The sequence below is a fragment of the Streptomyces sp. NPDC037421 genome (assembly GCF_055602105.1).
In genome coordinates this window covers 48,471-74,623 of the sequence record NZ_JBVJWV010000005.1, presented here as the reverse complement: position 1 = coordinate 74,623, position 26,153 = coordinate 48,471, and the positions used below count along the sequence as shown (strand labels likewise).

Below are 26,153 nucleotides of genomic sequence, written 5' to 3'. Positions count from 1 at the left end.
CCCGGGGCGTGTTGCCCCGGGGCCCCTCCGTGTGCGCCGCGCCCGCCGTGTACGGCCGTGCCGCTACTCGGTCTTGATGGCGGTCAGCATGTTCAGCCGGGCGGCGCTGCGGGCCGGCCACATGGCGGCGAGGACGCCGACGACGGCGGCCAGCAGCAGGAAGATGCCGATCCGGTCGTAGGGGAGGACCAGTTCGTAGTTCGGCACCGACTTGGTGAGGGTGGAGCCGACGGCCCAGGCGAGGAAGACGCCGATGCCGACACCGAGGACCGCGCCGAAGAGCGAGATGACCACGGACTCCAGGCGGATCATGTTCTTGACCCGGGCCCGGTCGAGGCCGATCGCCCGCAGCATGCCGATCTCCTGGGTCCGCTCGAAGACGGACATCGCCAGGGTGTTGACCACGCCGAGCACCGAGATGATCAGCGCCATGCCGAGCAGGCCGTACATGATGTTGAGCATCGTGTTGATGAGGCCGCCCATCTCGTTGCGCATGTCCTGCTGGGTGGCGACGGTCATCGCCGGGTTCTTGCCGAGGGCGTCGATGACGGCCTGCTGGCTCGCCTTGGACTGGCCGCCGGTGGTGTTGACGTAGACCTCGGGGATGTACTGCTGGTCGGTGTGCGCGCCGAGGATCTTGTTGTCGAGGACGTACGGGGACAGCAGGCCGTCGAGGTCCTTGTAGACCGCGCCGACCTTCAGGCTGGCCTTCTGGCCGTCCTCGAACTGCGCCTGGAGGGCGGAGCCGACGGTCAGGTTCTGCTTCTTCGCGGTCTTCTCGGCGACGGCGACCTCGCCCTTGCCGAGGCTGTCCAGGGAGCCGCTGACGACCTGGATGTTCAGGAGCTGGCCGATGGCGGCCGGGTTGACGCCGGAGGCCGAGCGGAAGCTGTCGCCGATCTTGAAGTAGCCGGCGGCCTGCGGGGAGACCGCCTTGACGCCGGGGGCCTTGGCCAGGGTCTCGGCCACCGACTTGTCCAGGCTGCCCATGCCGCCGGACATGGTGACCTTGTAGTCGGCCTTGAGCTTGTCGGTGCTCATCCGGTCGATGGCCTTGCCCATGGTGACGCCGAGCACGGACATGGTGGTGACGAGGGTGAGGCCGATCGCCAGGGAGGCGGCGGTGACGGCGGTGCGGCGCGGGTTGCGCACGGCGTTCTGCGCGGCCAGCTTGCCGGGGACGCCGAAGACCTTCTGCAGCGCCGGGCGGACGGCCGCGATGACCGGCTTGGAGAGCAGCGGGAGCAGCACGATCATGCCGACGAGCATGAGGAAGGCGCCGCCGCCGATGACCATGCGGCCGTCGCCGCCCATCGAGACGCCGAGGAAGACGACGCCGATGCCCGCGAGGCTGATCACGGAGCCGATGACGTTGCGGACGACGAGGGACTTGGCGGAGGCCGGCAGGTGGGCGCTGCCCATGGCGGCGACGGGGGCGATCCGGCCGGTGCGCCAGGCGGGCAGCAGGGCGGCGACGGTGGTGACGAGGACGCCGATGACCAGGGCCGCGATGATCGTGCCCGGGGCGACGACCAGGCCCCCGGCGGGGATCTTGGCGCCGATGGAGTCCATCAGGGAGCGCATGCCGACCGCGAGGCCGATGCCGCCGGCCAGGCCGATGGCGGCCGAGAGGGCGCCGACGACCAGGGCCTCGGCGAGCACCGAGCGCATGACCTGGCCGCGGTTGGCGCCGACGGCGCGCAGCAGGGCCAGCTCCTTGGTGCGCTGGGCGACCAGCATGGTGAAGGTGTTGTAGATCAGGAAGACGCCGACGAAGAGGGAGATGCCGGCGAAGGCGAGCAGCATGTTGCTCATGCTGCTCATCCCCTTCTCGATGTCCTTGGCCTGCTGGGCGGCGAGCGCGGCGCCGGTCTGGGCCTTGGTGGACTTGCCGTCGACCAGCGGCTTGATGTCGGCCAGCAGCTGGTCGGCGGAGGCGCCGGGGGCGGCGGCGACGGAGAGCTCGTCGTAGAAGCCGGGCTGGAGGTAGAGCTCCTGGGCGATCCTGGTGTCGAAGAGGACCAGGCTGCCGCCGGCGTTGACGGCGCCGTCCTCGGTGCTGAAGACGCCGGAGAGGGTGAACTCGCGGACCGGGCCGTTGGTGGCCACGCGGACCTTGTCGCCGGTCTTGTACCCGCCCTTGGAGGCGGTCTCCTTGTCGAGGGCGACCTGGTCGTCCTTGACCGGGCCGGTGCCGTCGGTGAACGTGTAGCGGGGGTCCTTGCCGTCCTTGACGGGGGCGAAGTTGGAGCCCTTGTTGTCCCAGCCGGAGCCGATCAGCTTGCCGTTCTCGTCGCCGACGCCGGCGAAGCCCGAGACGCGGCCGGAGACCGAGCCGACGCCCTTGACGGCCTTGACCTTCTCCAGGGTCTGCTGGCTGATGCCGGGGTCGCCCTCCTTCTGGCCGTCCTCGCCACGGGCCTGCCCGTGCGAGGTGACGGAGACGGCGACGCCGCTGTAGCTCTTGGCGGCCTGGCCGGACAGGGCCTTGCCGAGGGTGTCGGTGAAGACGAGGGTGCCGGAGACGAAGGCTACGCCGAGGGTGACGGCGAGCACCGTCATCAGCAGCCTCGCCTTGTGCGCGAGGACGTTGCGCAGGGCGGTACGGAACATGGGGATCTCAGTCCTGGGGCTGGAGGTCTGTGAGGAGGGCTGCGGGAGCTCCGCGGAGCGGGGCGGTCCGGCTCCGGGTCAGCTGGTGCGGCCCTTGGCGTCGAAGGCCTTCATCCGGTCGAGCACTCCGTCGGCGGTGGGCGCGTACATCTCGTCGACGATGCGGCCGTCGGCGAGGAAGATGACGCGGTCCGCGTAGGAGGCGGCGACCGCGTCGTGGGTGACCATCACGACGGTCTGGCCGAGCTCGCGGACCGAGTTGCGCAGGAAGCCGAGGACCTCGGCGCCGGAGCGGGAGTCGAGGTTTCCGGTCGGCTCGTCACCGAAGATGATCTCGGGGCGGGCGGCCAGGGCGCGGGCCACGGCGACGCGCTGCTGCTGGCCGCCGGAGAGCTGCGTGGGGCGGTGGGAGAGGCGGCCGGAGAGGCCGACCATGTCCACCACGGTGTCCAGCCACTGCTTGTCGGGCTTGCGGCCGGCGATGTCCATGGGGAGGGTGATGTTCTCCAGGGCGGTCAGGGTCGGCAGCAGGTTGAAGGCCTGGAAGATGAACCCGATCTTGTCCCGGCGCAGCTGGGTCAGCTGCTTGTCCTTGAGGGAGCCGAGCTCGGTGTCGCCGATGCGGACCGAGCCGGAGGAGAAGGTGTCCAGGCCGGCGACGCAGTGCATCAGCGTGGACTTGCCGGAGCCGGAGGGGCCCATGATCGCGGTGAACTGGCCCTGGGCGAAGTCGACGGAGACGTTGTCCAGCGCGACCACCTGGGTCTCGCCCTGGCCGTACACCTTGGAGAGCTGCGTGGCGCGGGCGGCCACGGCCTGTGCGGTGTGCTGCCGGGCGTAGTTCATGGCGGTCACGGGGGGACTCCTGTCGAACGGTTCTGCGGTGTGGCGGGACCCTTCCATCCTCACCGGGGGCACCCCCGCCGGGGATCAGCCGAGGTGCCCGTTCGACGGCCCACTGGAGTCTGACCACGGGCGGTGCCGTCTCCTCCTTTGGTATGACAGGAGGCGGTCGCGGGGGTCCGCGCGGGGGTCCGGCGCGCGGGGTGGCCCGGGGTGGCGGGCGGGGTGGCGCGGGGCAACGGAATCAGGTCAATCCCGGGGCGGGGCGGCGCATCCTCCGGAAGGGGGCCGACCGCGACTTATCGGGTCTGACGCCCACTCAATCGCCAATAAAATCAGACAACATCGGATAGAGAGCCCTCTGTCGGCCAGGGTGTTCCGGATAGGCTCGTCACTGCGTACAAGGCATTTTCCACGGGGCCCGCCGCGCCTTGCCCGGATGGTGGAATGGCAGACACGGCGAGCTTAAACCTCGCTGGCCCTCGGGCCGTGCCGGTTCAAGTCCGGCTCCGGGCACACATGCGGCTCTTCCGTTTATCGGCGGCGGTTCGCCGCGCCTTCTCCTAAGATCCTCCTCCAGCAGTAGGGTGCTTTTTTTGCGAGCGCATTACTCTTGAAGCAAGGCCGCGCACGGTGGCCATGGAGGAGTGAGATGAGGAGCAGTAACCCGGTCTTCTCGCGACGGGGGTTCAGCCGCGACAACGGCGGCTACGCGGGCTTCGAGGCGCAGCACGCGCAGGCCGGGACCGCGACCAACCCGTACGCGACGAATCCTTACGCCACCGACCCGACCACCGGCATGCCGGCGGCCCCGGTCCGCGGCACCGCGATGACCATCGACGACGTCGTGACCCGTACGGCCATGACGCTCGGCACCCTGATCGTCACCGCGACCCTCGCGTGGATCGCCCTGCCCGTCGACCCGGCCAATGTCGGCAAGTCGTACGGCATCGCCATCGGCTCGGCGCTGATCGCGTTCGTGCTCGCCATGGTCCAGAGCTTCAAGCGCAAGCCGGTGCCGGCGCTGATCCTGGGCTACGCGGCGTTCGAGGGCGTCTTCCTCGGCGTCATCTCCATGGTGACGAGCACCTACATCAGCCCCGGCGTGGTCGTCCAGGCCGTGCTCGGCACGATGTGCGTCTTCGCCGGCGTGCTCGTGGCGTACAAGATGCGCTGGATCCGCGTCACCCGCCGCTTCACCGGCTTCGTGATGGCCGCGGCCCTCGGCTTCGTCCTGCTCATGCTGGCGAACTCGCTGTTCATGCTGTTCGGCGGCGGTGACGGCCTCGGCTTCCGCAGCGGCCCGCTCGGCATCGTCTTCGGCGTCGTCGGCGTCATCCTCGGCGCCTGCTTCCTCGCCCTGGACTTCAAGCAGGTCGAGGACGGCGTGACGTACGGCGCTCCGCGCGAGGAGTCCTGGCTGGCGGCCTTCGGCCTCACGCTGACCCTGGTGTGGATCTACCTGGAGCTGCTGCGCCTGTTCCAGATCCTCTCGGGCGACGACTAGCCGTACCGGCTGGTGGCCGCACCGGCAGGACAAGGGGAAGGCCCCGCGAGCGGACCGCTCGCGGGGCCTTCCCGCGTCCTGGGCTCGTGAGGGGGACAACGGGTCGTCGGCGGGATCAGCCGAACCTGCGGGCGGCTCTGCGCAGGCCGTGCTCGTGGATGATCGCCTTGGCCTGGCCGTACGAGAGCTCGTGCGCGCCGAGCAGCCAGCTGACCTTCTCCTCGAACCGGACGAGGGAGGGGCCTTCGTCCACGGTACGGAGCCAGTCGGAGATCTCACGACCGGTGGTCTGGGGGATTCTGTCGATCATGTTGCGGTGGGTCTTCTCGGAGAACTCTACGGACATGGGCGCCTCCGGGGGTGTCGCCGTGCTGTTCTCTTCACGTCACCGTGCCGCAGAGTTCGCCCGTTGGCAATGGTGCCGGGACGGCGCGTAAGGTCGGCCGGGTGCTCGATACCTCACCCCTGAACGCCGCCGTGGAACGCTTCGCCGACCGGCTGCGGGCCGCCCCGCAGAGCAGGCTCCAGCGGGGTGCGGCCGCCGAGGCCCTGGAGCTGGCCCGTGAGCTCGCGCTGCGCGCCCAGCGGCTGGAGGACCCGGCCGGGGCGGCTCCGGCGCGTGTGATGCCGGACGCGGGCCTCTTCGTGGTGGGGGACCAGGTGGCCGTGGCCGGCCTCGACCTCGCCGAGGCGCTGCGCGCGGCCGCCGGGAGCGGCCCGGACAGCGCGAAGGCCCCGTCCGAGATGCTGGACGAGGCCGTGGCGCTGGTGGAGCGGGCGGAAGTCAGAGCGATGCGATGACGCGGTCCGCGAGGATGTAGACGTTGCTGTCGGGGTCCCCGGCGTCGCCGCAGGAGAAGGTCAGCGCGTAGGCGCCGGAGATGCCGGAGCCGCCCAGCAGGACCGGGGCGGTGCCCGAGCGCAGGGCCTCGGCGAGGCGCTCCGCGGTCTCCCGGTGGCCCGGGGTCATGCAGAGCGTGGTGCCGTCGGTGAAGACGTACACGTCGAGGGTGCCCAGCGGGCCCGGGCGGACGTCCGCGAGGGCCGTACGGGCCTCCGCGAGCTCCTCGAGGCGGCTGACGGTGCGCTCGTGGTCGGCGCCGGGGTTCGGCTGGACCGGGACGAAGTCGGGGTGCGAGGGGTGGCGGCGGCGGGCCGCGGCCAGCTCGGCCGAATCCTCGGGGTACTCGTCGGCGAGGTCGTCGCCCAGGACCGGCTCCAGGCCGACCATGTCCGCCTGCCGGGGCAGGAAGACCGGGCTGTCCTCGCCGAGGCCCGGCAGGCCGCCCAGCAGCGAGGGGGCGTCGGCGGCGTCGCGGGCCTCCTGCGCGGCCCAGAAGGCCCGCGCCTCGGCCAGCTCGCGCTCGCGCTCCTCGGCCAGGGCCTCGGCCACGGCGGCTCGTATCTCGGCGGCGGGGGACTGCACCGCGGCGCGGGCGTGCGGGACGGTCGCGGCGCGCGGGTGGGCCGACACCGCAAGCTCACCGCGCAGGGCGGTGACCTGCTTGCGCAGTCCGTGGACGGCGTGCAGCGCAGCAGCGCCCACGGCCGTGGCAGCGGCCGTGGTCAGCAGCAGGGCAAGAGACATGGCGCTCACTGACTAACTCCTGGTTGATTCGATCCCCCGACTTCCTACATCAGCTTGTCCCGTGCTGTGAATGGCGTGCAGTGCATTACGTCATGAAATGGACAGGTCTTTCGTCCTTGCGGACCAAGGGGGATGGCTTCTGACCTGGGCAAATGCCGATCCCCCAGGACAAAGGTCACATCCTGGGGGAGATTCGGTCACAGGTCGGCCGCGACGGGATTGGATTTGCCGTCAGTAGAGCGCACGGATCTGGAGGATCCCTTGCGGGGCCTGGGGGTCCCGCTCGATCCGGTGGTCGCCGGGGCCGTCCGGGACTACGACAGGCGCTCGATCACCATCGCCATGCCCTGGCCGCCGCCGACGCACATCGTCTCCAGACCGAACTGCTTGTCGTGGAACTGGAGGCTGTTGATCAGCGTGCCGGTGATACGGGCACCGGTCATCCCGAACGGGTGACCGACGGCGATGGCCCCGCCGTTGACGTTCAGCTTGTCGAGCGGGATCTCCAGGTCGCGGTAGGACGGGATGACCTGGGCGGCGAAGGCCTCGTTGATCTCGAACAGGTCGATGTCGCCGACGGTCAGCCCGGCCCGCTTCAGGGCCTGCTTGGACGCCTCGACCGGGCCCAGGCCCATGATCTCGGGGGACAGGGCGGTGACGCCGGTGGAGACGATCCGCGCCAGCGGGGTCAGGCCCAGCTCCCGCGCCTTGGTGTCGCTCATGATGACGAGCGCGGCGGCGCCGTCGTTGAGCGGGCAGCAGTTGGCGGCCGTGACCAGGCCGTCGGGGCGGAAGACGGGCTTGAGGCCCTCCACGCCCTCCAGCGTGACGCCGGCGCGCGGGCCGTCGTCCTTGCTGACGACCGTGCCGTCCGGGGTGGTGACCGGGGTGATCTCGCGGGCCCAGAAGCCGTTCTTGACGGCTTCCTCGGCGAGGTTCTGCGAACGCACGCCGAACTCGTCCATGTCCCGGCGGGTCACGCCCTTGAGGCGGGCCAGGTTCTCGGCGGTCTGCCCCATGGAGATGTACGCGTCGGGGATCAGGCCGTCCTCGCGCGGGTCGTGCCAGTCGCTGCCCTCGCTCTGCGCGACGGCGGCGGTACGGCCCTCGGCGTCGGCGAAGAGCGGGTTGTGGGTCTCCGGCAGGCCGTCGGAGGAGCCCTTCACGAACCGGGAGACGGTCTCGACGCCGGCCGAGATGAACACGTCGCCCTCGCCCGCCTTGATGGCGTGCAGCGCCATGCGGGAGGTCTGGAGGGAGGAGGAGCAGTAGCGCGTGATCGTGGTGCCGGGCAGGTAGTCCATGCCCATCTGCACGGCGACGATACGGGCGAGGTTGTGGCCCTGCTCGCCGCCGGGGAGGCCGCAGCCGAGCATCAGGTCGTCGATCTGGCGCGGGTCCAGCTCGGGGATCTTGGCGAGGGCGGCCTGGATGATCGTGGCGGTGAGGTCGTCCGGGCGGACGTCCTTGAGCGAGCCCTTGCCGGCGCGCCCGATGGGGGAGCGGGCGGTGGAAACGATGACGGCTTCGGGCATCGGGACTCCAAGGGGGTGCGTCGTTGCGGGACCGCAAGCGAAGTTACCGCCCCGTACGGTCGGGGTCACCGGGTCCGGCATGTGATGCCGGACCCATTCTCGCCGCGTCGCCCGTCCGGTGCGGCGCCGGGGCGCCCCGCCGGCTTCTCGCCGCTGCGCCGGACTCCGTCCGACGGGCCCGGCGGGGCTACGCGGGGTCTTCCGGCGCGGCGGCGGCCGTGGCGGCCGGCTCCGGGGACTGGGGTTCCGGGAGGCGCCGGCGGCGGCGGTGTTTCAGGAGGGCCCACGGACCGCGGGCCGGGGTTACCTCCGTGCCGGGCTCGCCCGCCGCCGCGGACGCCGCCTTCGCCACCGGCAGCATGTCCTCGTCCCGCGAGATGTCCAGCCGGTCCGACCCCGGCCACAGGCCCAGCGCCGCGCACAGCGTCGGCAGCACGGCCATCGCCGCCGTCGCGTACCCCTCCGCCGAGGGGTGGTAGGAGTCCGGGCCGAACATCTCGCGCGGGTTCGCCGCGAACTCCGGGCCCAGCAGGTCCCCCATCGAGATCGTGCGCGCCCCCAGCGCGACCACGCCGATCGTCTGCGCCGCCGCCAGCTGCCGCGAGACCCGGCGGGCCATCCACCGCAGCGGCTGGTACACCGGCTCGATCGTGCCCAGGTCGGGGCAGGTCCCGACCACCACCTCCGAGCCCGCGAGCCGCAGTCTGCGTACCGCCGCCGTCAGCAGCCGCACCGACTGCGTCAGCGGCATCCGCTTGGTCACGTCGTTCGCGCCGATGATGATCACGCACACGTCCGGCACCGGCCCGCGCCCGTCCAGCAGCAGGCTCACCTGGCGGTCGAGGTCGTCGGACATGGCCCCGGACAGCGCCACGTTGCGCAGTTCCACCGGCCGCTCGGCCACCGCCGCCAGCCCGGACGCCAGCAGCGCGGCGGGCGTCTGGCGGGCCCGGTGGACTCCCAGCCCGGCCGCAGTGGAATCGCCCAGCATGCCCATCCGCAGCGGCCCCGGGCTCATTTCCGGCCCGCTGAACTCGCTCCCGTACAGGCCGTCCGCGCGCGGCGGATCACCCAGCCCGTTGCCCACCGTGCGCTTCGCGAACTGGACCTCCGCCAGCACCAGCCCGAACGCGGCGACTCCGACCAGCCCGAGTCCGCCCCCGCCGTACGCTGCCCCCGCCGCGATCCGGCGGGCCGTCCTCGCCCTGGACACCCTTGGAGCCACCTCCTGCGTCGTGTTGACCTACCTGCCCCGTACTGCCGGTCGGCCAATCCCTTTCCGCATACTCTGGCCGGACCTCCCGGAGAACCCGTGGAGTCCCCTTCTTGGAGAACATGGTGCAATTCCACGACTCGATGATCAGCCTCGTCGGCAACACCCCGCTGGTGAAGCTCAACCGCGTGACCGAAGGCCTGCAGGCCACCGTGCTTGCCAAGGTCGAGTACTTCAATCCCGGCGGTTCGGTGAAGGACCGCATCGCCGTCCGGATGATCGAGGCCGCCGAGCAGAGCGGTGCCCTCAAGCCCGGTGGCACCATCGTGGAGCCCACCAGTGGCAACACCGGTGTGGGACTCGCCATCGTGGCCCAGCAGAAGGGCTACAAGTGCATCTTCGTCTGCCCTGACAAGGTGTCCATGGACAAGATCAACGTGATGCGCGCGTACGGCGCCGAGGTCGTGGTCTGCCCCACCGCCGTCGACCCCGAGCACCCGGACTCGTACTACAACGTGTCCGACCGCCTCGCGCGCGAGCCCGGCGCCTGGAAGCCCGACCAGTACAGCAACCCGAACAACCCCCGTTCGCACTACGAGACCACCGGTCCCGAGCTGTGGGAGCAGACGGACGGGAAGATCACGCACTTCGTGGCCGGCGTCGGCACCGGCGGCACGATCTCCGGCACCGGCAACTACCTCAAGGAGGTCAGCGGCGGGAAGGTCAAGGTCATCGGCGCGGACCCGGAGGGCTCCGTCTACTCCGGCGGCAGCGGCCGCCCGTACCTCGTCGAGGGCGTCGGCGAGGACTTCTGGCCGACGGCCTACGACCCGGACGTGACCGACGAGATCATCGCGGTGTCCGACAAGGACTCCTTCCAGATGACCCGCCGCCTGGCGAAGGAGGAGGGCCTGCTGGTCGGCGGCTCCTGCGGCATGGCGGTCGTCGCCGCGCTGCGCGCCGCCGAGGGCCTGGGACCGGACGACGTGGTCGTCGTCCTGCTGCCCGACAGCGGCCGCGGCTACCTCAGCAAGATCTTCTCGGACGAGTGGATGGCCGGGCACGGCTTCCTGGAGGAGGCGGGCCCCGCCGCGCGCATCGGCGACGTCCTCGCCGACAAGGAGGGCGGCATCCCGTCGCTCGTCCACATGCACCCGGAGGAGACCGTCGGCCAGGCCATCGAGGTGCTGCGCGAGTACGGCGTCTCGCAGATGCCGATCGTGAAGCCGGGCGCCGGCCACCCCGACGTGATGGCCGCCGAGGTCATCGGGTCGGTCGTGGAGAAGGAGCTCCTCGCGGCGCTGTTCGCGCAGCGGGCCTCGCTCGGCGACCCGCTGGAGAAGCACATGAGCGCGCCGCTGCCGCAGGTCGGCTCCGGTGAGCCGGTGTCCGAGCTGATGGCGGTGCTCGGCGAGGCCGACGCGGCGATCGTGCTGGTCGAGGGCAAGCCCACCGGTGTGGTGAGCCGCCAGGACCTGCTGGCGTTCCTGGCCAAGACGGCCAAGTAGTCCCCGCGTACGCGGCCGGGGAGGCGGCGGGCCACGGGGCCGCCGCCCTTCCCGCGGTGATGGTGGTGGGCGGGGACCGCCGCACCCCCGGCGGGCCGGGGGGCGGGACGACGGCGGTCCCCGCCCGGGACACGGGCCGGGTCAGGGCCGTCCGCGTCCGTGGCGCCGGCGCGTTCCGGGAGCCGCTCCGGAGGTGCGCAGGCGCCGTGCGAGGCGTCGGCCGGGTGCGCTGCCTTCCCGGTCTCCCGGGCTTCCCTGCCGACGACACCACTGTGCCGCAGCCGTGTTAAGCCGGTGCTGCCGTCACGTGTCGCCCCCGTACCGTTTGCGCGAAGGGCGCGGGCCAGGGGCTGTCCGCTGGGTCCTGTCCGGGCGATCTTCAGCGCAGCTCGTACTTGGCCGTACTCGCGCGCTCCGACAACGCGGCGAGGTGCCGTGCCAGACGTCGCGGGCCCGCGAAGATCGCCCGGCCAGGGCCTAGGCGCGAGGATCCCGCGAGGGGCGGCGGAGCCGGCCGGCGTGGGCGAGGTTCACGCCCACGATGCCCGCCCAGACGACCACCAGGCCGCCGATGCCCTGGGTGATGCCGATGGCCGACAGCGGGACCGCCAGCACCAGCGTGACGATCGCGAAGCCGAAGCGCTCCCCGAAGGCGCTCGCCGGGGACCCGCCGGGGCCCGGCCCGCCGCGCGCCTGGAGCAGCCGCTCCTCGGCGAGCCTGCGCCGGACCTGGGTGTCGACCTTGTCCACGAAGGAGTCCACGAGTGCGCTCTCGTACTCGGGCCCGAGCTCCCGCCGGGCCTCCAGCGCGGCGGCGAGTTCCTTCTTGAGCTCTGTCATGCGGCCACCGTAGGAAGCGCCGCGGCGGCCCGCACTGGGGTTAGCCCCCGTATCCGGATCGCGGGCACCGGCTTGCCGAGCTGCATAGACACATGCAGAGTGCAGGGTGACTGAATATCTGACCGGGGACGGGACGGAGGGGGCGGCGATGAACGACAGCCCGGCCGCACGGCTGCAACAGCTGTTCGAGGGACACCGGCTGACGCCGACCCAGCGGCGCATCGCGCACTGCATGGTGCGCGGCGCGGCGGAGGTGCCCTTCCTGTCGAGCGTGGAACTCGCCGAGCTGGCCGGGGTGAGCCAGCCCTCGGTGACCCGGTTCGCCGTGGCCCTCGGTTTCGACGGGTACCCGGCGCTGCGCCGGCACCTGCGCGAGGTGGCTCCGGCCGGGCGCCCCGAGCCCGCGCCCGACGGCGAGTACAACGAGTACCAGCAGGCCGTCCAGGGCGAGATCGAGAACCTCCAGCGGCTCTCGGCGATGCTCGCGGACCCGGCGCCGGTCGAGGAGGCGGGCCGGCTGCTCGCGGCCTCGGCGCCGCTGCCGGTGCTCGGGCTGCGGGCGGCGTCCTCGCAGGCGCGCGGGTTCGCGTACTTCGCCGCCAAGGTGCATCCGGACGTACGCCTCCTCGACGAGGGCGGCTCCATGCTCGCCGACCGGATCGACGCGGCGGCCGCCGCCGGGGCCTCGGCGCTGCTGTGCTTCGCGCTGCCGCGCCACCCGCGCGAGGTGGTGGAGGCCCTGGAGCACGCGCGGGCGGCCGGGCTGACGGCGGTGACGGTCGCCGACTCGGCCTTCGCGCCCGTCGCCCGGCACTCGGACCTGCTGATCCCGGCGCCGGTCGGCACCGGGCTGGCCTTCGACACGGCGTGCGCGCCGATGCTGCTGGGCCGGGTGCTGCTGGAGGCGATGGCGGACGCCCTGCCGGACGCGCAGGCGCGGCTGGAGGACTTCGACGCGCGGGCCGCGGCGCGCGGGCTGTTCGTGGAGTAGCCCTCGCCCGGCCCGGCGGTCCGTCGGCGCTCACCCCGGAGGAGGCCGTGGAGGGCCTGGCCCCGGCCCTCGCGGCCACCCTGGCGACTCCCTGGCGACGACCCGGCGGGCGGCCCCCCGGCCTCCGGACCCTGCCCGCCGGACCCTGGCGGATCCCGCCCGGCAGGCCCCCGCGGCGCTCACCGGCGCCCGGCGCACCCCGGTCCGGCGGAGCTCGGCTCGGCCGCCCCCGCCCGGCACGCCCCTACAGCAGCGCGTCCCGCTGCCCGCCCCCCGCCTCCGCGACGATCTCCGCCGGGGACTGCGCCGCGCGGGCCAGGGCGAAGCGGACGCCGTCCCGGGCGTCCTCCGTGAAGCCGTGGACCGCCGGGCGGGGGAGGCTGTTGTAGCCGTAGTGGGCCGTGAAGGCGTACGCGCCCGTGTCCGGGACGGCGATCACGTCGCCCGGGAAGAGCTCCGGCAGCTCCCGGGCGGTGGCCAGCAGGTCCCCCGCGAAACAGGCCGGGCCCGCGACGTCCTGGGCCACCGGGGCGCCGGCCCTGGGGGCGCCCTTGGCGTCGTACGCCAGGATCCGCAGCGGCCAGGCCGCCGGCGCGTACACGGTGCGGGTGGCCAGCTGGACGCCGGCGTGGGTCAGGGCGATGCGGCGGCCGCCGGTCGTCTTCGTGTACTCGACCCGCGCCAGCACCAGCCCGTGCTTGGCCAGCAGTGACCGCCCGAACTCGGTGACCAGCCCGTACGAGCCGTCGAAGAGCGCGGGGACGGCCCCGCGCAGGGCCGCCACGTACTCCCCGTACGCCGGCGCGTGCTCGTCCGAGGCGAAGTTCACCGGCAGCCCGCCGCCGATGTCGAGGGTGTCGACCCGCCGCTCCCCGGCCGCCGCGTTGATCTCCTCGGCCAGCCCGTGCAGCTCCCGCACCCCCTCGGCGATCAGCTCCAGCGGTACGCCCTGCGAGCCCGAGTGGGTGTGCAGCCGGGTCAGCCACGGCCGCTCCACGAAGGCCCGTACGAGCCGCTCGCGCGCGCCCGGATCGCGCAGCGCGAAGCCGAACTTGGAGGTGGCGGTGGCCGTGGACAGGGCGCCGATGGACCCGGCGCCCGTCTGCGGGTTGATCCGCAGCCCGATCGGGGAGCGGGTGGGGGCCGCCGCGACCAGGGCGTCGAGGCGCTCCAGCTCCTGCCGGTTGTCGGCGTTGACGGCGATCCCCAGGGCCAGCGCCCCGCGCAGTTCGGCCGCCGTCTTCGCGGGGGAGTCCAGCACCGTCCGCTCCGCCGGGACCCCGGCCGCCCCGGCCAGGGCGAGCTCGCCGGGGCTGGCCGCCTCGCAGCCGAGCCCGGCGTCCGCGAGCAGCCGCAGTACGGGCACCAGCGGGGCGGCCTTCACGGCGAAGGTGTGCAGGACGGGCGTGCCGGGCGCCACCGCGGCCGCGAAGGCGCCCGCCAGGGCGGCGGCGGAGGCGCGGATACCGGCCACGTCGAGCAGGCAGACCACCGGCTCGCGGTCCAGCAGCCCCTGCTCCACGGCGGCCCGTACGGCCCGGTCACGGCGCTCGGCGGCGCCCTGCGTGTGCGTCTCGGCGGCCATGTCCGCCATCCCATCATCACGCCGACCCGCCCGCAGCTGTTGACTGGAACTATTCATACCGCGAGGATGTGAATGGATTGACCAACACCGGAGGAGGCACCAGCCATGTCAGGACCCCGCCCCGTACGGGCCGCGCGAGGCACCGAGCTCAGCACCCTGGGATGGCAGCAGGAGGCCGCCCTCCGGATGCTCCAGAACAACCTCGACCCCGAGGTCGCCGAGCACCCCGACAAGCTCGTCGTCTACGGCGGCACCGGCAAGGCCGCCCGCGACTGGCGCTCGTACGACGCGATGGTCCGCACCCTGCGCACCCTCAAGCAGGACGAGACCATGCTGGTCCAGTCCGGCCGCCCGGTCGGCGTGATGCAGACCCACGAGTGGGCGCCGCGCGTCCTGCTCGCCAACTCCAACCTGGTCGGCGACTGGGCCAACTGGGAGGAGTTCCGCCGCCTGGAGCACCTCGGCCTGACCATGTACGGCCAGATGACGGCCGGCTCCTGGATCTACATCGGCACCCAGGGCATCCTCCAGGGCACGTACGAGACCTTCGCGGCCGTCGCCGCCAAGAAGTTCGGCGGCACCCTCGCCGGCACCATCACCCTCACCGCCGGCCTCGGTGGCATGGGCGGCGCCCAGCCGCTGGCCGTGACGATGAACGACGGCGTCGCCATCTGCATCGACGTCGACCCGCGCGCCATCGAGCGCCGCATCGAGCACCGCTACCTGGACGTGAAGGCCGACGACCTCGCCCACGCCCTCCGGCTGGCCACCGAGGCCCGCGACGCCCGCCGCCCCCTCTCCATCGGCCTCCTCGGCAACGCCGCCGAGCTGCTCCCGCAGATGCTGGCCGAGGGCGCCCCGATCGACATCGTCACCGACCAGACCAGCGCCCACGACCCGCTGGCCTACCTGCCGGTCGGCGTCGACTTCGAGGACATGGCCGACGCCGCCGCCAAGGACCCGGCCGGCTTCACCACCCGCGCCCGCGAGTCGATGGCCAAGCACGTCGAGGCCATGGTCGGCTTCATGGACGCCGGCGCCGAGGTCTTCGACTACGGCAACTCCATCCGCGGCGAGGCCCAGCTGGCCGGCTACGACCGCGCCTTCGCCTTCCCCGGCTTCGTCCCCGCCTACATCCGCCCGCTGTTCTGCGAGGGCAAGGGCCCCTTCCGCTGGGCCGCCCTGTCCGGCGAGGCCTCGGACATCGCCAAGACCGACAAGGCGATGCTGGAGCTCTTCCCGGAGAACGAGTCCCTGCACCGCTGGATCAAGATGGCCGGCGAGCGCGTCCACTTCCAGGGCCTGCCCGCCCGCATCTGCTGGCTCGGCTACGGCGAGCGCGACCGGGCCGGCGAGCGCTTCAACGACATGGTCGCCTCCGGCGAGCTGGCCGCCCCGCTGGCCATCGGCCGCGACCACCTCGACTGCGGCTCCGTGGCCTCCCCGTACCGCGAGACCGAGGCCATGCTCGACGGCTCCGACGCGATCGCCGACTGGCCGCTGCTCAACGCCATGGTCAACGTGGCCTCCGGCGCCTCCTGGGTCTCCATCCACCACGGCGGCGGCGTCGGCATGGGCCGTTCCATCCACGCCGGCCAGGTCACCGTGGCCGACGGCACCCCGCTGGCCGGCGAGAAGATCCGCCGCGTCCTCACCAACGACCCCGGCATGGGCGTCATCCGCCACGTCGACGCCGGCTACGACATCGCCGAGAACGTCGCCGACGAGCGCGGCGTCCGCGTCCCGATGCGCGAGGGTGACCAGGCGTGAGCTCGCCCCACGACCCGTCCCCGGCCGCACGGCCGGGGGCGGGGTCCTCCTTCCACGCCATGTGGGACGAGCTGCGCCCCATCGGCCGCCACGCGGACACCGGCGGCTACCGGCGCCACGCCTGGACCGGCGCCGACGCCGACTGCCGGGCCTGGTTCCGGGGGCAGGCCGAGGCGCGCGGGCTCACGTACGAGGTGGACCGCAACGGCAACCAGTGGGCCTGGCTCGGCGACCCCCTCGCGGGCGACGCCGTGGTCACCGGCTCCCACCTGGACTCCGTCCCCGACGGCGGGGCCTTCGACGGCCCCCTCGGCGTGGTGTCCTCCTTCGCCGCCCTGGACGAGCTCCGCGCCCGCGGCGCCGCCCTGACCCGGCCCCTGGCCATCACCAACTTCGGTGACGAGGAGGGCGCCCGGTTCGGGCTGGCCTGCGTCGGCTCCCGGCTCGCCGCCGGACAGCTGACCAAGGAGAAGGCGTACGAACTGCGCGACGCCGACGGCGTCAGCCTGCCGCGGGCCATGGAAGCCGCCGGGTACGACCCGGAGGCCATCGGCGCCGACCCCGAACGCCTGGCCCGCATCGGCGCCTTCGTCGAACTGCACGTCGAACAGGGCCGCGCCCTCGACCTGTCCGGCGACCGCGTCGGCATCGCCTCCGCGATCTGGCCGCACGGCCGCTGGCGGTTCGACTTCCACGGCGAGGCCAACCACGCGGGCACCACCCGCCTGGTGGACCGCCGCGACCCGATGCTCTCGTACGCGCACACCGTGCTCGCCGCCCGGCAGGAGGCGGCCCTCGCCGGCGCCGTCGCCACCTTCGGCAAGATCTCCGTCGAGCCGAACGGCGTCAACGCCATCCCCTCCCTCGTCCGGGGCTGGCTCGACTCCCGCGCCGCCGACCAGGCCACCCTCGACACGGTCGTCACGGCCGTGGAGAAGGCCGCCCGCGAGCACGCCGACCGCGACGGCATCGACCTGACCGTCGTACGGGAGTCCTTCACCCCGGTCGTCGAGTTCGAGCACGCCCTGCGCGACGAGCTCAACCGCATCCTCGGCGGATCCGTCCCGGTCCTCGGCACGGGCGCGGGACACGACGCCGGAATCCTCTCCGCGTCGGTCCCGACCGCGATGCTGTTCGTACGCAACCCCACCGGGGTCTCCCACTCGCCGCGGGAGTTCGCGGCCGAGGACGACTGCGTCGCCGGAGTCCTCGCACTCGCCGACGTACTGGAAGGCCTGGCATGCCGCTGAAGACGTACTGGCTGGAGCACGCCCGGCTCGGCGACACCGTCGAGCCGGGCGTCGCCCTGGAGGTTTCCGCCGACGGGCGGATCGCCGCCCTGCGCACCGGGACGGACACCCCGCCCCCCGGCGCGGAGGTACTGCGCGGCCTGACGGTCCCGGGCCTGGCGAACGCGCACAGCCACGCCTTCCACCGGGCCCTGCGCTCGGTGGTCCAGGTCGGCTCGGGGACCTTCTGGACCTGGCGCGACGTCATGTACAAGGTCGCCCAGAACCTCACCCCCGACAGCTACTTCGACCTGGCCCGCGCCGTGTACGCGGAGATGGCCCTGGCCGGCATCACCAACGTCGGCGAGTTCCACTACGTCCACCACGCCCCCGGCGGCACCCCGTACGCCGACCCCAACGCCATGGGCGAGGCCCTGATCGAGGCCGCCGCCGCGGCGGGCATCCGCATCACCCTCCTCGACACCGCGTACCTCTCCTCCGGCTTCGGCGAGGCCCCCAACGAACACCAGAAGCGGTTCTCCGACGGCACCGCCGACGCCTGGGCCGAGCGGGTTTCCGCCCTCAAGCCCCGCGAGCACGCGCTGATCGGCGCGGCCGTCCACTCCGTGCGGGCCGTCCCGGCCGGGCAGCTCGCCACGGTCGCCGGCTGGGCGCAGGAGCGGCGGGCCCCCCTGCACGTCCACCTGTCCGAGCAGACGGCGGAGAACGACGCCTGCCAGGCCGCCCACGGCCGCACGCCCACGCAGCTGCTCGCCGACCACGGGGTCCTCGGCCCGCGCACCACCGGCGTGCACAACACGCACCTGACGGACGCGGACATCGCCCTGCTCGGCGGGACCACCACCGGCACCTGCATGTGCCCCACCACCGAACGCGACCTCGCCGACGGCATCGGCCCGGCCGGCCGGCTCCAGCGGGCGGGCAGCCCGCTGTCCCTGGGCAGCGACAGCCACGCCGTGATCGACCTCCTGGAGGAGGCCCGCGCGATGGAGCTGAACGAACGCCTCGCCAGCCGCACCCGGGGCCACTGGACGGCGAACGCCCTGCTGCGGGCCGCCACCGAGGACGGGCACGCCGCGCTCGGCCTGCCGGACGCGGGCCGCCTGGAGGCGGGCGCCCTCGCCGACTTCACCACCGTCGCGCTGGACTCCGTACGCACGGCCGGTCCGCCGCCGCGCCTCGGCGCGGAGACGGCCGTCTTCGCCGCCTCGGCCGCCGACATCCGCCACACGGTGGTCGGCGGCCGGCAGGTGGTCCGCGACGGCGCCCACACCCTGGTCGGGGACGTCGCCGCAGCCCTGGCCGACTCGATCGCCGCCGTCCGCGGCTGACAGCCTGGAGCCCCTCACCCCGCCCCTTCCCGAAACCGGGGGCGAGCCCCCGGCCCCCATTACCGCGCAGCGGCGATCCAGCCCCGCCGGCGATCGAGGCGCGGGGGCCTGGGGGCGGAGCCCCCGGTTTCGGGAAGGGGCGGGGTGGGGGAACAGAACCCTCCGAGAGGAACCCCGTGACCACCCTGATCACCAACATCGGCAGCCTCGTCACCAACGACCCCGCCCTCGGCGACGGCAGCCCCCTCGGCCTGATCGAGAACGCCGCCCTCGTCATCGACGGCGGCACCATCGCCTGGGCCGGCGAAGCCGGCCGGGCCCCCGCCGCCGACGCGTCCTTCGACGCGAAGGGCCGCGCCGTCATCCCCGGCTTCGTCGACTCGCACAGCCACCTCGTCTTCGCGGGCGACCGCACCGCCGAGTTCAACGCCCGGATGTCCGGCCGCAGCTACTCCGCCGGCGGCATCCGCACCACCGTCGCCGCCACCCGCGCCGCCACCGACGCGGAGCTGGAGGCCAACCTGCTGCGCCACCTCGACGAGGCCCGCCGCCAGGGCACCACCACCTTCGAGACCAAGTCCGGCTACGGACTCACCGTCGCCGACGAGGCCCGCGCCCTGCGCATCGCCTCCGCGCACACCGAGGAGGTCACCTACCTCGGCGCGCACATCGTCTCCCCGGACTACGCCGACGACCCGGCCGGCTACGTGGACCTCGTCACCGGCGAGATGCTCCGGGCCTGCGCCCCGTACGCCCGCTGGGTGGACGTCTTCTGCGAGAAGGGCGCCTTCGACGGCGACCAGGCCCGCGCCATCCTGACCGCCGGCGCCGCCGCCGGTCTGGTCCCGCGCGTCCACGCCAACCAGCTCTCCCACGGGCCCGGCGTGCAGCTCGCCGTGGAGCTGGAGGCGGCCTCCGCCGACCACTGCACCCACCTCACCGACGCCGACGTGGACGCCCTCGCCCAGGCCGCCGGCACCACCGTCGCGACCCTGCTGCCCGGCGCCGAGTTCTCCACCCGCGCCCAGTGGCCCGACGCCCGCCGGCTGCTCGACGCGGGCGCCACCGTCGCCCTGTCCACCGACTGCAACCCCGGGTCCTCGTACACGAGTTCCATGCCGTTCTGCATCGCCCTCGCCGTCCGGGACATGGGCATGACCCCCGACGAGGCCCTGTGGGCCGCCACCGCCGGCGGGGCCCGCGCGCTGCGCCGCAGCGACATCGGCCGCCTGGCGCCCGGCGCCCGCGCGGACCTGGCCCTGCTCGACGCCCCGAGCCACGTCCACCTCGCCTACCGCCCGGGCGTCCCGCTCGTCTCCGCCGTCTGGCAGCGGGGGGTCCGCGCCGCCTGAGCGGCGTCCGGGCGCCGCCCGCAGAACCGCCCGAAGTGCCGTCTGCCCTTTGTCTTCCCTCCGTAAGGTCCCGGGCGTACCTTGTGCCACCAATCTGATGTGTCGTCAGTAACTTGTGGCCCGAGGGGAAGACGAAGGTGTCCGACCGGAAACGCTCCACCGCACTCGCGCTGGCCGCCGCGCTCGCCGGGGCCGCGGTCCTGCTCGCCGCCCCCGCGGCCCACGCCGACGTGGTCGACGTCGAGTACAAGTGCCAGACCCCGATCGGGGACAAGTCGGCGGTCTCGCCCATCGACATCAAAGCCGTCAAGGAGGGCGACGGCTACAAGCTGACGATGTCCTTCCAGAAGGGCGTCTCCTCCAGCCCCATCGAGCTCGGCAAGGGCGCGATGAACCCCAGCGCCGTGATCATGGCCGACGGCGCCGAGAAGGCCTCCGTGCCGGTCTCCGGACCGCCCAACCCCGAGGCCGCGCCCGCCAACACCCCCATCAAGATCACCGACCTCTCGGGCACCTACACCCCGAAGAAGAGCGGCAAGGTCACCTTCACCGCGGGCGTCCTCACCATCAAGGCCATGGGGACCACCACCACCTGCACCCCGGGCAACAGCCCCAAGCCGTCCCTGGAGATGGACGTCACGGCGGCCGGCGGCGGAGCCCCGCAGACCGGCGGCGGGGGCGGCGGCGGGGACACCCTCCCGCAGACCGGCCCCGCCGACTCCGCCCTCGCCCTCGGCACCCTCGGCGCCACCGTGCTGCTCTCCGGCGCCGCCGGAGTGCTCTGGCTGACCCGGCGCGGCCGGCAGCCCCAGCGGACCCGGCCCTGAACGGAGCGCCCACCCGTGCTCCACGACCCCAGACGACGCGGTCTCCAGCGGCTCGGCGCCGTACTCCTCGCCGCCGCCACCCTGTACGGCGCCCCGGCCGCGGCCGCCGGCGAGCCCGGCGCGCCCGGCTGGACCGCCGGGCCGGCCACCGCCCGACCCGGCTCCGCGCGCCCGTACTTCTACCTCGCGGGCCCCGCCGGCACCGTCCTGGAGGACCGCCTCACCCTCGACAACCCCGGCGACCGCGAGCACACCGTCACCCTGCGCGGGGCCGACGCCTACAACACCCCGGACGGCGCCCTCGCCGTGCGCCCCGCCGCGCCGGGGGCCTCCGGCGCGGGCTCCTGGATCAGCTTCGGCGGCGCCGCCACCGTGAAGCTCCCGCCCCGCACCCGCGCGGTGGTCCCCTTCACCGTCACCGTGCCGCCCGCCGCCCCGCCCGGCGACCACCCGGCCGCCGTCGTCGCCACCGAGGCCGGCCGCGAGGCGGGCGTACGGATCCACCTGCGCGTCGGGGGACCGGCAGTGGCCGCCCTCACCGTCGAGGACGTCTCCGTACGCGGCCACGGCGCGGCCACCGTCGTGGACTACACCCTGGTCAACCGGGGCAACGTCGCCCTCGCCCCCGAGCTCGCCCTGAGCGCCGAGGGCACCCTGCACGAGCTGCCCGCCCGGCCCGCACGCGCCCTGCCCGTCGAGCTGCTGCCCGGCCAGCGGGCCCGGCTGAGCGAACCCTGGCCCGGCGCCCCGGTCGTCGACCGGGTCGCCCTCACCCTCACCGCCACCGCCCCCGGCGCCGCCCCGGCCACCGCCACCGCCCCGGCGTGGCTGGCCCCCGGCGGCAGCGCGGGCCTGGCCGCCGGCGCCCTGCTCGCCCTCGGCGGGAGCGCCCTGGCCGCGCTGCTCCTCGTACGGGCCCGGCGCGCCCGGCGCACCCGGCGCGAAGCGGCACCCGGGGCGCCGGGGAGCCCCCAGGCACCGGCACCGGCCCGCGGGGACGCGGAAGGCCACGACGAGCACGAGCACGAGCTGACGGGAGCACCCAGGTGAGCCGCACGGCCGGCCCGAAGGCCGCATCCCCCCTCGGCGCGGCCCTGGCGGCACTCGCCCTGGCGCTGCTCCCGCTGCTCCCGGCGGCCGCCCCGGCCGCTGCGGCCGAGGGCGAGCCCGCCGCGACGCTCTCCCTCCAGGAAGCGGCCAAGGGCACCGAGATCACGGTCACCGGCACCGGCTGGCGGGCGAAGACCCTCGTCATGCTGCTGGTCTGCGGCCAGAACATGATCGGCGGCACCAACAGCTGCGCCAACGCCGACGGAGCGGCCGTCTCCGTCACCGACGACGGGCGCTTCACCGCCCGTCTGCCGGTCGCGGAGCCGCCCAAGCCCTGCCCCTGCGTGGTCAACGTGACCTCCGTCAACGGGGACCAGTCCACGGTGGCCGTGCCGATCAGGATCACCGGTCATCCGGTGGCCGAGCTGCCCGCCGAGTCCGGGACGGCCCGGCTCGCGATGCTGACGGGGGTCCGCCTCAAGGGCGAGGACGGGGTGCTGACCTGGTTCGGCGCCCCGCCCGGCCGCAAGTTCACCGCCACCGTCGGCAACCTCGGCTCGGCCCCGGTCAAGGACCCCGTGTTCCAGCTCGGCACCGCGCGGGGGGTCTTCGCCCCGGTGTGGGAGGAGGCCCGCTGGAAGGGGACGATCCCGCCCGGCGGCAAGGCGGAGGTCGCGCTGGACGTGGCCCTGCCGGCGGGCGCCCACGGCGACTACACCGTCTCGCTCAAGTACGGGGACACGGTCCTGGCCGCCCAGCCCTGGGGCGTGGACCGCCCGTACGGGGTGCTGCTCTTCTGGGGCCTGCTGCTGGTGGTGATCCCGACGGCGCTCTTCCGGGCGGGCATGGCCGTCGTCGACAGGGTCCGCCCCCGCGCGGGGGCCTCCGGCCGCCACCGGGGGCCGAAGGCCGCCCCGGACCCGGCCTGGGCGGTGACCGCCCGCCTGCCCGGGGTCACCGCCGCCGGCGCTCCCGGGGCCCCGCCGCCGGCCCTCCCGTGGTTCACCCCGCAGCCGCAGCCGCAGCCGCCGGAATCCGGGCCGGAGCCGCGGGACGCAGGCCCCCCACAGACATCCGCACCGTCCGATCACAGTCCGACGACGAAGGGACCATCGTGAAGACCCAACGGAGGGCGAGCGCGGCCTTGGCCGCGCTGCTGCTCAGCGGCGCGGGTATCGCCGTGGCGGCTTCCCCCGCCCAGGCCGCCGAAGCCACGTTCAAGGTCAAGTGCGTACCGCCGGCCGGCGGCGGCGACCCGGTGGAGGGCGAGACCACCGCCAAGATCACCGCACCGGCCACGGCCAAGGTCGGCGACGAGGTCGACGTGTCGTGGGAGACGGTGAAACCGGCCTCGAACAACACCGACCTGATGGTGATCCCGAAGGACTCGGTCCAGCCCACCGGCTGGCTCACCGTCGGAGGCGGGGGAGGGGAGGTCAAGGTCGTCGGGGAGAAGAAGAACCCGGAGATCCCGAAGAAGGCCCCCATGGTGATGTCCACCATGAAGGGCAAGCTGAAGCTGACCAAGGCCGGCAAGATCACCGTGACCCCCGGCAAGTACGAGGTCGCGGTGACCTTCTCCTTCGGCACCTTCGTCACCAAGTGCGCCCCGGTCGGCGAGGTGAAGGGCGGCGCGGTCATCGACGTGACGGACGGCGGCAGCAGCGGCGGCGGCACGGCCACCGGCGGCACGACGACGGGCGGCACGACGACGGGCGGCTCGGCCACCGGGGGCGCCAGCACCGGCGGCTCCACCACCACGGGCGGCTCGACCACCACCTCGGGCGGCTCCTCCGGCGGCAGCGGCGGCCAGACCGACTTCCCGGGCAAGGCGGTCGAGGTGGCCTACGACTGCGGCGCGGTCGTCCCGGGCGGCATCAAGACCCCGGTCACCGTCAACGCCAAGAAGAACGCGAGCGGCGCCTACGACCTCACGGTCAAGACCGCCAAGGGAGCGATGGCCGCCCCCATGGCCCTGCCCGCGGGGGCCCTCAAGCCCTCGATGGACATCAAGCTCGGCGGCGCCGACAGCGGCAAGGTCAAGGTCACCGGCCCGGCCAACGCCGAGCCGATCCCGGACAAGGCCCCGGTCAGCCTCAGCGACATGACCGGCACCTACAAGCCCGGCAAGTCGGGCAAGGTGACGCTGAGCCCCGACCAGCTGACGATCGACGTCACGATGGCCCCGGGCTCCACCCCGATCAACGTGCCCTGCAAGGCGGCCAGCAGCGGCGTCTCCCTGGAGCTGGACACCACCGCCCAGCCGGGCGGCTCGGGCTCCGCCTCCTCGGGCTCCGCGGCCTCCGGCAGCTCCGGCGCCGCGGGCGGCCTCGCCGAGACCGGCGCCGCCGACGACGGCGGCGTCAAGGCCCTCGCCCTGGTCGCCGGCACCGTGATCCTGCTCGGCGGGGCGGTCTTCACCTTCACGCCGTGGCGCCGCCTGCGCGGCACCCGCTGACCGGCGCGGACAGCAGAACGGCCCGGCACACCTTCCGGTGTGCCGGGCCGTTCACCGCTCGCGCGGGGTGACTCAGTTCGTGTCGCCCACGAGCGCGTCGACCTTCTTGCGGTACATGAAGATCGCGAGACCGGCGAGCACGGCGGCGGCCGCCTGGAAGAGGATCACGCCCACGCCGTTCATCTTCACGTCGGCCAGGCCGAGCAGACCGGTGACGCAGTCACCGGCGGTGACGGCGAGGAACCACACGCCCATCATCTGGGACGAGTACTTCTGCGGCGCCATCTTCGTGGTGACCGACAGGCCGACCGGCGACAGGCACAGCTCGGCGACGGTGTGCATCAGGAAGATCAGCACCAGCCACCACATGGTGACCTTGGTGTCGTTGCCGGCGGTCTGGTTCAGCGGAATGGCGAACACGAAGAACGAGGCGCCGACGATGACCAGGGCCACCGAGAACTTCACGATGGTGCTGGGCTCGCGGTTGCGGCGGGCCAGGGCCAGCCACACGGCGGCGAAGACCGGGGCCAGGGCCACCACGAAGGCCGGGTTCAGCGACTGGAAGATGACGGTCGGGATTTCCCAGCCGAACAGGCTGCGCTCGGAGTTCTTGTCACCGAACAGCGACAGGGTCGAACCACCCTGGTCGTAGATCATCCAGAAGACGGCGGCGGCCACGAAGAACCAGATGTAGGCGCTCATCTTGGTCTGCTCGCCCGGGGTCAGGTCCTTGTCGCGCTTGATGCGGACGAGAACGGCGACCGGGATGATCAGACCGGCGATGGTGATCGGGTACAGCGCCCACTTGATCGTGAACATGTCGGCCATGGTCACGGCGGTGTAGAACACGGCGATGACGGCCAGGACCGCGAGGGCCTTGACGATCACGGCCTTGCGCTCGGCCGGGCTCAGCGGGTTCGGGACGAGGCTGCTCTTCGGGTCCAGCGTGCGGCCGGCGAGCAGGTAGACCGCGAGGCCGATGCCCATGCCGACGGCGGCGAGCGCGAAGCCGAGGTGCCAGTTCACGAGCTCGCCGACCATGCCGATGCCGACCGGGGCGAGGAGGGCACCCATGTTGATGCCGATGTAGAAGATCGTGAAGCCGCTGTCGCGGCGCGGGTCGTCCACACCCTTGTACAGGTGGCCGACCATCGTGGAGATGTTGGCCTTCAGCAGACCGGAGCCGACCGCGACCAGCAGCAGACCGGTGAAGAACGAGATCTGGCCGGGCAGCGCGAGCGCCACGTGGCCCGCCATGATCACGCCGCCGGCGATGGCGACGGTCTTGCGGGCGCCCCAGACGCGGTCGCCGAACCAGCCGCCCGGCAGCGCCATGAGGTAGACCAGCGCCACGTACACGGAGTAGATCGCCGTGGCCGTCGCCGCGGTGTAGCCGAGGCCTCCGCCCTGGCTGCCGGTCGCGGCGTCGACACCGCCGGAGACCAGGTACAGAACGAGAAGCGCACGCATGCCGTAGTAGGAGAATCGCTCCCACATCTCGGTCATGAACAGCGTGGCCAGGCCAACGGGGTGGCCGAGGAAGGTCTTTTCGGGCGCCGGAGTCGCCGAGTCCTTCGTCAGGCTGGAAGCCATGGTCGATCCTTGCTTGCTCGGGACGCTTGGCTTCGTGAGCTGATCAGCGCCCGGTGGGGGGTGGCCGGCACCGGCGACGGCAGTCCCACCCCACGCCCTGGGGTCTCGTGTCCCGCTATGGCGGGATGACGGGGCAGCCGTAACCGGGATCCACGCCCTGCGCGCCTCCTCGCGCGCCGGGCCCGGCCCATAGGTCATTCACTGTCATCTGGGCCGGAACCAACCGGCCAGAGCAGAATTTGAGGTTCTTGGCTCGGATTTGAGCGCAGATGTCCCCTCGATAGTGCATCGGGCGTTCC

Annotated in this window: 21 protein-coding genes and 1 tRNA gene; 13 read left to right on the top strand and 9 right to left on the bottom strand. The window is 73.1% G+C overall.

Annotated features, from left to right (window positions below; genetic code table 11):
* Positions 1-63: 63 nt before the first annotated feature.
* Together ACZ7IF_RS09665 and ACZ7IF_RS09660 are read right to left on the bottom strand one after the other, a co-directional pair.
* Positions 64-2,613: an ABC transporter permease gene (locus tag ACZ7IF_RS09665; RefSeq protein ID WP_470965708.1), complete on the bottom strand. Its 2,550-nt coding sequence runs from the start codon at positions 2,611-2,613 to the stop codon at positions 64-66.
* Positions 2,614-2,691: 78 nt separating this feature from the next.
* Positions 2,692-3,459: an ABC transporter ATP-binding protein gene (locus ACZ7IF_RS09660; protein ID WP_125603645.1), complete on the bottom strand. Its 768-nt coding sequence runs from the start codon at positions 3,457-3,459 to the stop codon at positions 2,692-2,694.
* Between the two features lie 430 nt (positions 3,460-3,889).
* On the opposite strand from ACZ7IF_RS09660, the gene ACZ7IF_RS09655 reads away from it, so the two are divergent.
* Together ACZ7IF_RS09655 and ACZ7IF_RS09650 are read left to right on the top strand one after the other, a co-directional pair.
* Positions 3,890-3,972, top strand: a tRNA-Leu gene (locus ACZ7IF_RS09655).
* A gap of 136 nt (positions 3,973-4,108) precedes the next feature.
* Complete coding sequence (locus ACZ7IF_RS09650) at positions 4,109-4,963, top strand: Bax inhibitor-1/YccA family protein (RefSeq protein WP_470965705.1); 855 nt, start codon at positions 4,109-4,111, stop codon at positions 4,961-4,963.
* Between the two features lie 115 nt (positions 4,964-5,078).
* Here the strand turns inward: ACZ7IF_RS09650 and ACZ7IF_RS09645 are convergent, their stop codons facing one another.
* The gene (locus ACZ7IF_RS09645; protein WP_470965702.1) at positions 5,079-5,309 is read right to left on the bottom strand and encodes a DUF4287 domain-containing protein; all 231 of its coding nucleotides are present in this window, start codon (positions 5,307-5,309) and stop codon (positions 5,079-5,081) included.
* A gap of 101 nt (positions 5,310-5,410) precedes the next feature.
* Here ACZ7IF_RS09645 and ACZ7IF_RS09640 point away from each other — a divergent pair, with 101 nt between their 5' ends.
* Positions 5,411-5,764, top strand: a complete 354-nt coding sequence (locus tag ACZ7IF_RS09640; protein WP_470965700.1) for a hypothetical protein — start codon at positions 5,411-5,413, stop codon at positions 5,762-5,764.
* On the opposite strand, the gene ACZ7IF_RS09635 is transcribed toward ACZ7IF_RS09640, so the two are convergent.
* From ACZ7IF_RS09635 to ACZ7IF_RS09625, 3 genes are all read right to left on the bottom strand, one after another.
* Positions 5,748-6,551 carry a hypothetical protein gene (locus ACZ7IF_RS09635; RefSeq protein ID WP_470966734.1) on the bottom strand — a complete coding sequence of 268 codons (804 nt, stop codon included), beginning with the start codon at positions 6,549-6,551 and terminating at the stop codon, positions 5,748-5,750. The genes ACZ7IF_RS09640 and ACZ7IF_RS09635 overlap by 17 nt on opposite strands.
* Before the next feature lie 314 nt (positions 6,552-6,865).
* Positions 6,866-8,086, bottom strand: a complete 1,221-nt coding sequence (locus ACZ7IF_RS09630) for an acetyl-CoA C-acetyltransferase (RefSeq protein ID WP_470965697.1) — start codon at positions 8,084-8,086, stop codon at positions 6,866-6,868.
* Positions 8,087-8,273: 187 nt separating this feature from the next.
* Positions 8,274-9,299: an SGNH/GDSL hydrolase family protein gene (locus tag ACZ7IF_RS09625; protein WP_470965694.1), complete on the bottom strand. Its 1,026-nt coding sequence runs from the start codon at positions 9,297-9,299 to the stop codon at positions 8,274-8,276.
* A gap of 125 nt (positions 9,300-9,424) precedes the next feature.
* Between ACZ7IF_RS09625 and ACZ7IF_RS09620 the strand changes: the two genes are divergently transcribed.
* Positions 9,425-10,807 carry a cystathionine beta-synthase gene (locus ACZ7IF_RS09620; RefSeq protein ID WP_470966727.1) on the top strand — a complete coding sequence of 461 codons (1,383 nt, stop codon included), beginning with the start codon at positions 9,425-9,427 and terminating at the stop codon, positions 10,805-10,807.
* 477 nt (positions 10,808-11,284) lie between these two features.
* Here the strand turns inward: ACZ7IF_RS09620 and ACZ7IF_RS09615 are convergent, their stop codons facing one another.
* Positions 11,285-11,647, bottom strand: coding sequence for a hypothetical protein (locus ACZ7IF_RS09615; protein ID WP_470965691.1), 363 nt, complete (start codon positions 11,645-11,647; stop codon positions 11,285-11,287).
* A gap of 148 nt (positions 11,648-11,795) precedes the next feature.
* Here ACZ7IF_RS09615 and ACZ7IF_RS09610 point away from each other — a divergent pair, with 148 nt between their 5' ends.
* Positions 11,796-12,638, top strand: coding sequence for a MurR/RpiR family transcriptional regulator (locus ACZ7IF_RS09610; protein ID WP_470965688.1), 843 nt, complete (start codon positions 11,796-11,798; stop codon positions 12,636-12,638).
* Positions 12,639-12,882: 244 nt separating this feature from the next.
* Here the strand turns inward: ACZ7IF_RS09610 and ACZ7IF_RS09605 are convergent, their stop codons facing one another.
* Entirely contained in the window at positions 12,883-14,223 is a 1,341-nt protein-coding gene (locus ACZ7IF_RS09605) for a type III PLP-dependent enzyme domain-containing protein (protein ID WP_470965685.1), read from the bottom strand.
* A gap of 105 nt (positions 14,224-14,328) precedes the next feature.
* Between ACZ7IF_RS09605 and hutU the strand changes: the two genes are divergently transcribed.
* The 8 genes from hutU to ACZ7IF_RS09565 all read left to right on the top strand — a co-directional run bounded on the left by hutU (position 14,329) and on the right by ACZ7IF_RS09565 (position 24,261).
* Positions 14,329-15,993, top strand: coding sequence for a urocanate hydratase (hutU, locus tag ACZ7IF_RS09600; protein ID WP_470965683.1), 1,665 nt, complete (start codon positions 14,329-14,331; stop codon positions 15,991-15,993).
* Between the two features lie 59 nt (positions 15,994-16,052).
* Entirely contained in the window at positions 16,053-17,243 is a 1,191-nt protein-coding gene (locus tag ACZ7IF_RS09595) for an allantoate amidohydrolase (RefSeq protein ID WP_470966722.1), read from the top strand.
* Positions 17,234-18,574 carry a formimidoylglutamate deiminase gene (locus ACZ7IF_RS09590; protein WP_470965680.1) on the top strand — a complete coding sequence of 447 codons (1,341 nt, stop codon included), beginning with the start codon at positions 17,234-17,236 and terminating at the stop codon, positions 18,572-18,574. Before ACZ7IF_RS09595 ends, ACZ7IF_RS09590 begins: the two co-directional genes overlap by 10 nt.
* A gap of 176 nt (positions 18,575-18,750) precedes the next feature.
* Entirely contained in the window at positions 18,751-19,926 is a 1,176-nt protein-coding gene (hutI, locus tag ACZ7IF_RS09585) for an imidazolonepropionase (RefSeq protein ID WP_470965677.1), read from the top strand.
* 137 nt (positions 19,927-20,063) lie between these two features.
* Complete coding sequence (locus ACZ7IF_RS09580; RefSeq protein ID WP_470965674.1) at positions 20,064-20,753, top strand: LPXTG cell wall anchor domain-containing protein; 690 nt, start codon at positions 20,064-20,066, stop codon at positions 20,751-20,753.
* Positions 20,754-20,768: 15 nt separating this feature from the next.
* On the top strand, positions 20,769-21,803 hold the full coding sequence (locus tag ACZ7IF_RS09575; protein WP_470965671.1) for a COG1470 family protein: 1,035 nt from the start codon (positions 20,769-20,771) through the stop codon (positions 21,801-21,803).
* Positions 21,800-22,921, top strand: coding sequence for a hypothetical protein (locus tag ACZ7IF_RS09570; protein ID WP_470965668.1), 1,122 nt, complete (start codon positions 21,800-21,802; stop codon positions 22,919-22,921). The genes ACZ7IF_RS09575 and ACZ7IF_RS09570 overlap by 4 nt, the downstream gene beginning before the upstream one ends.
* The gene (locus ACZ7IF_RS09565) at positions 22,918-24,261 is read left to right on the top strand and encodes a hypothetical protein (protein ID WP_470965665.1); all 1,344 of its coding nucleotides are present in this window, start codon (positions 22,918-22,920) and stop codon (positions 24,259-24,261) included. The genes ACZ7IF_RS09570 and ACZ7IF_RS09565 overlap by 4 nt, the downstream gene beginning before the upstream one ends.
* A 72-nt stretch (positions 24,262-24,333) precedes the next feature.
* Here ACZ7IF_RS09565 and ACZ7IF_RS09560 read toward each other — a convergent pair whose 3' ends face one another.
* Positions 24,334-25,854: a peptide MFS transporter gene (locus ACZ7IF_RS09560; RefSeq protein WP_470965662.1), complete on the bottom strand. Its 1,521-nt coding sequence runs from the start codon at positions 25,852-25,854 to the stop codon at positions 24,334-24,336.
* Positions 25,855-26,153: the final 299 nt, after the last annotated feature.